The organism is Cobetia sp. (assembly GCF_983723665.1).
Window position 1 is genome coordinate 1,351 of sequence record NZ_CFDJES010000076.1, and the last position, 2,253, is coordinate 3,603.

Here is a 2,253-nt window from a genome sequence, read left to right on the forward strand (position 1 = left end):
CATCGACGACCGCAAAGGCTCGCAAACGCATCTGGCTGACCGGCGCCAGCTCCGGCATTGGCGAAGGACTGGCACGCCGGCTGCTGGCGGATGGCCACCGGGTCGCCCTGAGCGCGCGCTCCGCCGACAAGCTGGAGGCTATCGCAGCCGATGCCGAGCAAGGCCCCGGGCAAGCGCTGGTCGTGACGCTCGACCTCACCGACCGTGAGGCCATCCGCGCGGCGGCCAGCCAGATAGAGGCCAGCTTTGGTGGACTCGACCTTGCACTGCTCAACGCTGGCACCTGCGAATATCTGGATGCACGGGAATTCGAGGCAGACCTGGTCCACCGCGTGTTCGCGACCAACTTCCAGGCCGCCGTGGATGTGATCGAAAGCGCCTTGCCGCTGCTGCGCATGGCAGCGGCAGACGGCGGTGAGCGGCCGCAGCTGGCAGCGGTCTCCAGTGCCTCGGCCTACCTGCCGCTGCCACGCGCGGAGGCGTATGGCGCCTCCAAGGCCGCGGTGAGCTACTTCCTGGAGTCGCTGCGACTGGACCTCGACAACCAGGGCATCGATGTCAGCGTGATTCACCCCGGCTTCGTCAAGACGCCGCTGACCGAGCGCAATGACTTCCCGATGCCGATGCAGGTCACTGTCGATCAGGCGGTCGAGGCGATCGTGGCGGGGCTCGCGCGTCATCGGCTCGACATCCATTTCCCGCGACGCTTCACGCTGCTGGTCAAGTTGCTGGGCATCCTGCCCGCCCCCTTGCGCCGCAGCATCGGTCTACGCATGACCCGCGACTGAGTGCGCGGCAGGCAAACCCGACGAGGTCTGCCCGCGCCGAATACCCGGCAACGCTTCTGCTCATGACGACATGGTGCGTTCTTCTTCTGGAGTGGCATGAACACGACAACTACCTACGCGACAGCGTCTCTACCCCGCCAGCGGATTGCCGTCATCGGCAGCGGCATCAGCGGCATGTCAGCGGCCTACTACCTGAGTCGCAAGCATGAAGTGCATGTCTTCGAGTCAGCCGAGCGCCTGGGCGGCCACACCGCCACCATGGATGTGCAGTGCGCCGATGGCAGCGACTGGGCCATCGACACCGGCTTCATCGTCTTCAATGACCGCACCTACCCGCATTTCCAGCGCCTGCTGGAACGCCTCGACGTGGCCTATCAGCCCACCGAGATGAGCTTCTCGGTGCATACCACCGCCGAGGACTTCGAGTACAACGGCCATACCCTGCTGTCGCTGTTCGCCCAGAAGCGCAATCTGCTGCGCCCGCGCTTCTATCGCCTGCTGCGCGACATCCTGCGCTTCAACAAGCAGGCTGCCGCCGATCTGGACAACGGCAAGCTCGCCGAGGGCGCGACCCTGGGCAGCTACCTGGATGCCAATGGCTACTCGCAGGTATTCCGTGAGCATTACCTGCTGCCGATGGGCGCGGCGATCTGGTCCGCCAGCATCGCGGATATCGCGCAGTTCCCGCTGCTGTTCTTCGTGCGCTTCTTCCGCCATCACGGCCTGCTGTCGGTCAATGACCGCCCACAGTGGTTCACGCTGGTCGGTGGCTCGCGCGCCTATATCCCGCCGCTGACCGAAGGCTATGCCGAGCGCATTCGCCTCAACAGCAAGATCACCCGGGTCCTGCGCGACGCCGACGGCGTGACGCTTGAGCATGCCGATGGCCGCCGTGAACGCTTCGACCAGGTGGTGATGGCGTGTCATGCGCCGCAGGCACTGGCGCTGCTCGGCGATGCCAGCGAGCAGGAGCGCGCGGTGCTGGGGGCGATCACGACCCAGCGCAATGAGGTGGTGATGCATACCGACACCTCGCTGCTGCCCAGGCGCAAGGCGGCCTGGGCGAGCTGGAACTACCGCCTCGACGGGCGCGACGACGCCCAGCGGGCCAGCGTCACCTACGACATGAACATCCTGCAACGCCTTGATGAGCGCGAGCACCCGCCCCGCGAGACCTTCTGCATCACGCTCAATGACAGCGACGCGATTGATCCCGCTCGGGTGCTGGGCCGTTATGCCTATGACCACCCGCGCTTCACGCTGGCCGCCGAAGCCGCCAAGGCACGCTTCACGCAGATTTCCGGCGCGCAGGCCAAGGCGGAGGGCGCGGTGGGCCGAACCCATTTCTGTGGCGCCTGGTGGCGCAACGGCTTTCACGAGGATGGCGTATGGAGTGCGCTGCGGGTCGCCGAGGCACTGGGTGCGCGCGAGGCAGACGATTGAAGGCGCCCGCCAGCCGCATCGG

The 2,253-nt window shown here is 66.2% G+C and carries 2 protein-coding genes; both read left to right on the top strand.

What is annotated here, in order from left to right; translation table 11 throughout:
* Positions 1-788: SDR family NAD(P)-dependent oxidoreductase (locus AC4FAH_RS09230; RefSeq protein WP_490245936.1), on the top strand; the 788-nt coding region annotated here is incomplete at its 5' end.
* 96 nt (positions 789-884) lie between these two features.
* Positions 885-2,231 (top strand): NAD(P)/FAD-dependent oxidoreductase, encoded by a 1,347-nt coding sequence (locus AC4FAH_RS09235; protein WP_288988968.1) that lies wholly within the window; start codon positions 885-887, stop codon positions 2,229-2,231.
* The last annotated feature ends 22 nt before the right edge of the window (positions 2,232-2,253 follow it).